3 protein-coding genes and 1 pseudogene are annotated in these 6,125 nt (G+C 71.1%); 2 read left to right on the forward strand and 2 right to left on the reverse strand.

Going from position 1 to position 6,125, the window contains the following annotated elements:
* Positions 1–3 precede the first annotated feature (3 nt).
* Positions 4–597, reverse strand: a complete 594-nt coding sequence (gene idi, locus ALLO2_RS20235) for an isopentenyl-diphosphate Delta-isomerase (RefSeq protein ID WP_035734199.1) — start codon at positions 595–597, stop codon at positions 4–6.
* 417 nt (positions 598–1,014) lie between these two features.
* On the opposite strand from idi, the gene bioB reads away from it, so the two are divergent.
* Together bioB and fxsT are read left to right on the forward strand one after the other, a co-directional pair.
* Entirely contained in the window at positions 1,015–2,097 is a 1,083-nt protein-coding gene (gene bioB / locus ALLO2_RS20240) for a biotin synthase BioB (protein WP_035734200.1), read from the forward strand.
* 47 nt (positions 2,098–2,144) lie between these two features.
* Positions 2,145–5,069 (forward strand): FxSxx-COOH system tetratricopeptide repeat protein, encoded by a 2,925-nt coding sequence (fxsT, locus tag ALLO2_RS20245; protein WP_035734188.1) that lies wholly within the window; start codon positions 2,145–2,147, stop codon positions 5,067–5,069.
* 39 nt (positions 5,070–5,108) lie between these two features.
* On the opposite strand, the pseudogene ALLO2_RS28405 reads toward fxsT, so the two are convergent.
* Positions 5,109–6,125: pseudogene (locus ALLO2_RS28405) on the reverse strand (hypothetical protein); the annotation flags it as partial.

Below are 6,125 nucleotides of genomic sequence, written 5' to 3' on the forward strand. Positions count from 1 at the left end.
GGCTCAGGCGTGGGTTCCGCCGGAGACGAGGGAGAGCGCGGCGGTCAGCGGATGGGCCGCCGCGCTGAACGCCGCCATCTGGTCGACCGACCAGGGGCTTAGCGCCCAGGGCGCGGCGGCGGCCACCCGGCGGTAGTCGTCCCACTCGACCCAGCGCCACTCGACCACCTCGGCCGGGTCCGGATCCGGGTCCCCGAGCGCCCGCGCCACGTAGACCGGGCAGACCTCGTTCTCCACGAGACCGTCGGCGGCGGTGGCGCGGTAGGCGAAGTCCGGCAGCGCGCAGTGCAGGTCGGTCAACTCCAGGCGGAGTTCCTGGCCTACCCGGCGCTCGACGGCCCGCGCCAGATCCTCGCCTGGGCGGGGATGCCCACAGCAGCTGTTCGTCCACACCCCCGGCCAGGTCCGCTTGTCGAGCGCCCGGCGGGTGACGAGCAGCCTGCCGGACGGGTCGAAAAGGTAGGACGAGAACGCCAGGTGCAGGGGGGTGTCGAGGCCGTGCACGGCGATCCGCGGCGCCGTCCCGCAGGGGCGGCGTTCGGCGTCGAGGAGCACGACCTCGTCGGCGGGCGGGACCGACGCGGTGTCACGCGACACCGTCTGTGGTGACGCCGCGTCACGCGGCACCGTCACGACGTCGGAGTCGGATCCTTGCGGGCTCACTCGTGGGCCTCACTTTCCGGTCGAAGGTCCAGTTTCCACTCGAAGGTCCAGTCGCTGGTTCGGTCGGTGTGGGGTGGGCGCCGGCGACGCTGTCGCCCGACACGCACGCGTCGTTCTCCTCCACCCGGGATCCAGTCGCCACATNCCCANCCNCCCCTTCCTGCCCGCCGGCGCCGGTTGGCCACGTCCACGTCCGGGCAACCCCGGCCGTACCCCCGCCCCGACGTGGGCGATCGCTGGTTCCGATCAAGGCAACGATGAGAGTGTGGACGCGGCGGAAGGACGATCACCCGCAGGTTTCCGCCGCCCGCCAGTGCCCGCCGTGCCAGCAGAGGATCGAGGATGACGGACATGGACCTGTCAGCCACTCTGAACAGCCTTGTCAGCAAGGGGGTGAGTGGTCAGGCTCCGACCCGGGACGAGGCCCTGGCCGTCCTGCGCAGTGACGACGACGATCTCTTGGACGTCGTCGCCGCCGCCTACCGGCTCCGGCGGAGGTACTTCGGCAGGCGTGTCAAGCTGAACTTTCTGGTGAACCTCAAGAGCGGACTCTGTCCGGAGGACTGTTCCTATTGCTCGCAGCGGCTCGGTTCGAACACGGGAATCCTGAAGTACACCTGGCTCAAGCCCGAGGAGGCCGCCGCGACGGCCGGCGCCGGCATCTCGGGCGGTGCCCGCCGGGTGTGCCTGGTCGCGAGCGGCCGCGGGCCGACGGACCGGGACGTCGACCGCGTGGCGGACACGATCGGCGCGATCAAGACCGCGCATCCGGACGTGGAGGTGTGCGCGTGCCTCGGCCTGCTGTCCGACGGGCAGGCCGCACAGCTGCGGGCGGCCGGTGCGGACGCCTACAACCACAACCTGAACACGGCCGGTGAGAAGTACGCAGACATCTGCACGACGCACACCTACAACGACCGGGTCGACACGGTGCAGGAAGCCAGGCACGCCGGCCTCTCACCCTGCTCGGGTATCATCGCCGGCATGGGGGAGAGCGACGAGGACCTCGTCGACGTCGCCTTCGCGCTGCGCGAGCTCGCCCCGGACTCCATCCCGGTCAACTTCCTCATGCCATTCGAGGGCACGCCCCTGGGGGCGGAGTGGAACCTCAACCCCCGGCAGTGCCTGCGCATTCTCGCCATGGTCCGGTTCGTCAACCCCACGGCCGAGGTGCGGCTCTCGGGCGGCCGGGAGATTCATCTCGGCTCGATGCAGCCCCTCGCCCTCTCGGTGGTGAACTCCATCTTCCTTGGTGACTACCTGACCAGTGAGGGTCAGGAGGGCCACCAGGACCTGAAGATGATCGCCGAGGCGGGATTCACGGTGGAAGGCCTCAACACCGACGCCGAGGCGGCGCTGGCCATGGGCGCGGGCCTGGAGCGGGTCGCGCTACGTCAGCGCGGTGCCGGCACCGACCTGCCGCCCAACGCCTGATCCCGGCCTTCACCTCTCGACTGGCGGGGCGTCCGGGTGGCCAGCCGATGAACCCGGCTGGCACGGATACCACCCACGACGCCGGGAAGACGGTGGACTTCTTCGTCTCCTACGCCGGCGTCGACCAGGCGTGGGCGGAGTGGATCGCGGACACCCTGGAGAGGGCTGGCCGCCGCGTGCTGCTCGAGGCATGGGACTTCGTCCCCGGGTCGAACTGGCCTGCGCTCGTCCAGGCGGGACTGACCACCGCAGGCCGGCTCCTGGCGGTGCTGACCCCGGCCTATCTCGCCTCGGTCGGCGCGGCGGCGCAGTGGCAGGCGATCTGGGCGGCGGACATGGGCGGGCGGGGACGCCGGCTGATTCCGGTGCAGGTCGAGCCGTGCGAGCCCGGCACGCTCGGCCTGCTCGGCAGCCTCACCTGGATCGACCTGACCGACCTGACCGACCTGGCCGGGCCGGGCGCCGCCGCAGCCGCTCGCGCCCGGCTGCTGGACGGGATACGTGCCGCCGTGACAGGGCAGGTGCGGTCGGTCAATCCCACGCCGCTCCCCACCCGCGACACCCGTGACACCCGCGACGTGCCCGCGGCGGCGGACGAGTCCGAACGGGCAGCGCGGTATCCGGGTCGGCCCCCGCTCGTGTGGGGGCTGCCGCCGGAACTGGTGCGTAACCCCCGCTTTGTCGGGCGTGCATCCGAACTCGCCGAGCTGCGCGCGCGACTGACGGGCTTCGACCGGGCCGTGCCCGGCCCCGGTTCCCCTGTGCCGGGGGTGCGGGCCCAGGTGGTGCATGGCCTGGGCGGGGTCGGCAAGACGGAGCTCGTCGTGGAGTTCGCCTACCGGTACAGCCACGCCTACGACCTGGTCTGGTGGATCCGCGGCGACAAGATGACGGAGGTCGTCGCCGGCCTCGCCGCCCTCGCGGCCCAGCTGGGACTCGCCCACGTGGAGGGGGACGAGGCAGCGGCCGCCGCGGCGGCCGAGGCGTTGCGCGCCGGTCGACCTCATCGCCGGTGGCTGTTGGTCGTCGACAATGCCGTTATTGGCAATGCCGTTATTGGCAATGCCGTCATGGGCAACAACGCCGGTGCTACCGCCACCAACCCCTACCTGTCCAGGCTTCTGCAGGCCGCGGAGACCGCCGAGTTCGGACATCTCGTGATTACCTCGCGCAACCCCGACTGGGCCGGTCGGGCTACCGCAACCGAGGTCGCGGTGCTGCCCCGGAGGGACACGATCGATCTGCTGAGGAGGCACCGAGCCGCGCTGGAGGACGCCGAGGCTGAGCGGCTCGCGGCCGCGGTCGGGGACCTGCCGCTGGCGGCGGAACAGGCCGGAGCCTGGCTCGCCGCCAGCGGCATGACCGTTTCGGACTACCTGGCTGCGTTGCGCGTGGAGACTCGGGAACTCCTTACCCGCGGAAAACCGGACCGCTATCCGTTCATTGTCGCCGCGGCGTGGAACCTGGCCCTGGACGAGATCGGACCGGACGAACCGGCCGTCGTCGAGCTGCTGCAGCTGGCCGGATTCTTCGGTCCGGAGCCCATCCCGCTCGACCTGTTTCCCGCGCTGGTGGTGCTGGGGGAGAGCAACGGGGAGCTGGGGGAGAGCAACGGGGAGCTGGGGGAGAGCAACGGGGAGGGGACGCTCTGGTCGGCGCTGAGCGCGGCCTGTTCCTCCCCGCTGCGCTGGGGGGACGTGGTCGCCCGCCTCCGTGCTCTCGGGCTGGGCAAGGTCGAACAGGGAACCATCACCTTGCATCGGCTGGTGCAGGCGGTGCTGCGGGNCCGGGTTCCGACGTCGCGGCACCTGGAGTTCCGGGCCACCGTCGGCTGGTTGATGATCAGGGCCCTGCCCACCGCGATCCAGGGTAATCCGGCGGCCTGGCCGCGCTGGGCCGCGCTGCTCCCACACCTTCAGGCCCAGATCGAAGCCGAGCCGTCCCCGGCGGACGCGAACGCGGCGGGCATGCTGGGGCTGGGCAATCTGGCGGCGCTCTATCTCCAGGAAACCGGACAGCTCGCCGCCGCCGTGGACCTGCACACCTGGGTGCTGGCTCGAACCGAGCAGGTCGTGGGAACCGACCACCCCAACACCCTGGTTCTCCGGAACAACCTCGCCCTCGCCCTGCAGAAGGCCGGACGCATTTCCGAGGCCATCGGGTTGTACGAGCGGATCCTGGCGCGGGCCAGCCGCATCCTCGAATCCGATGATCCCAATCTGGGGATCAGCCGTAACAATCTCGCCAGCGCCTATTGGGCCGCCGGACGCATCGCGGAGGCCGTCGAACTGCTCGAGCAGGTTGTCGACGACGCTGGACGGATCCGTGGCCCGGACCATCGCGACACCCTGCTGGCCCGGAGCAACCTGGCCAACGCATACCAGACGGCGGGGCGCTTGGCGGAGGCGATCAGGCTGCACGAAGAGGTTCTCGTCGACGTCGTCCGGGTTCTCGGCCAGGAGCATCTCACGACCTTCCTCGTGCGCAACAATCTCGCCAGCTCCTATCAGGCCAGCGGACGGACGACTGAGGCCCTCGACCTGTACGAGCAGGTACTGACCGGCCGGGAAGGCGTTCTCGGCGACAACCATCCCGACNCCCTGCTCTCCCGCAGCAATCTCGCCGACGCCTACCAGGCGCTCGGACGTCTGCCCGAGGCGATCGATCTGTACGAGCGGGTTCTCTCCGATGCCCGCGGTGTTCTCGGCGCCGACCATCCACACATCCTGATCACCTGGAACAACCTGGCCTGCGCCGTTGCGGCCGCGGGGCGCCTCGCGGAGGCGATCGACCTGTACGAGCGGGTACTGGCCGACCAGCGGCGTGTCCTCGGACCGGATCACCGCGACACCCTGACCTCGCAGGGAAACCTCGCCAACGCCTACCGGGCCGCCGGACGCACGAATGCCGACGCCGCTGATGGTGCCGACCCCGCTGATGGTGCCGACGCCGCTGATGGTGCCGGGGACTGACCATCGTCCGGGTCTTCCATGCTTTGCCGGGTGACCGGTCTATGCGACCGGGAGACGGTGGATGAGGTGCTGGGCGGTGTCGACGACGAAGGCGGTGCCGTCGCTGTGGACGGTGACACCGAGCGGCCGCCGCAGACCTGTTCGGGCATCCGCGAAGATGCGGACGAGTCGATCGTGGGTGACGAGGCGGACCCGTCCCCGATCGGGGTCGGTGACCAGCAGACCGCCCGAGGGGGTGGGCGCCAGCGAGTGGGGTCGACCGACGTCCGCGATCCGGGCCGGGGCTCCGTCGTCGGGGGACGCGCCGTAGAACATCCCGGCGGCCGTGGAGATGATCCCGTCGGCGTCGACAGCCCGCAGCAGGTGATTGTCGGTGTCGGCGAGGTAGACATTCCGTCCGGGCGGGGCCGTGACGTCGTGCGGGCGCCGGAGCTGGGCGAACTGGGCGGGTCCGTGATCTCCGGACNGGCNGGGGACNCCCGCCCCCGCCAGCGGTGCCGCCCGCAGATCCGGGTCGATCCGGATCACCTGGTGGCCGCCGGTGTTCGCGACGTACACCAGGCCCGCCGCGTCGACGTAGACGCCGTGCGGATGCGCCAGGTTGAGCGAGGCGGCGTGCCGGGCGGCGGGGCCGGCCGGCGGGCCGTGACGGCCGGAGCCGGCGACGGTGACGATCCGACCGTCCGGCGCGACCCGGCGGATCCGATTATTGAAGCTGTCCGCGATGAACAGGGAACCGTCGGGGCCCAGGGCCAGCCCGCACGGGTTGTCCAGCTCGGCGTTGACGGCCGGCCCCCCGTCACCGTGCGGGCCGCTCTTGCCGGAGCCGGCCACGTGAACCGTCCGGCCGTCGCGTTCGATCCGGAGCACCCGGTGGCGTAGCCGTTGGGACACGTATACCGCACCATCCGGCGCGGCGACCACGCTGTACGGGTAGTCCACCCGCAACGGCGCGGACGTGATGTCGGCCGGGCGGAGGTCGCGCCGCGCGGTCCGGTTCAGGGACCGGCGCCGGATCACGCCGGCTGACCATCGGCGTGGTGAGGCGGTGGCTGG

The sequence above is a fragment of the Frankia sp. Allo2 genome (assembly GCF_000733325.1).
Classification (GTDB): Bacteria; Actinomycetota; Actinomycetes; order Frankiales; family Frankiaceae; genus Frankia; species Frankia casuarinae.

What these genes read in the sequence shown, in the direction of transcription:
- bioB (WP_035734200.1), top strand. Translation starts at nt 1,015, where the DNA reads ATGGACCTGTCAGCCACTCTGAACAGCCTTGTCAGCAAGGGGGTGAGT.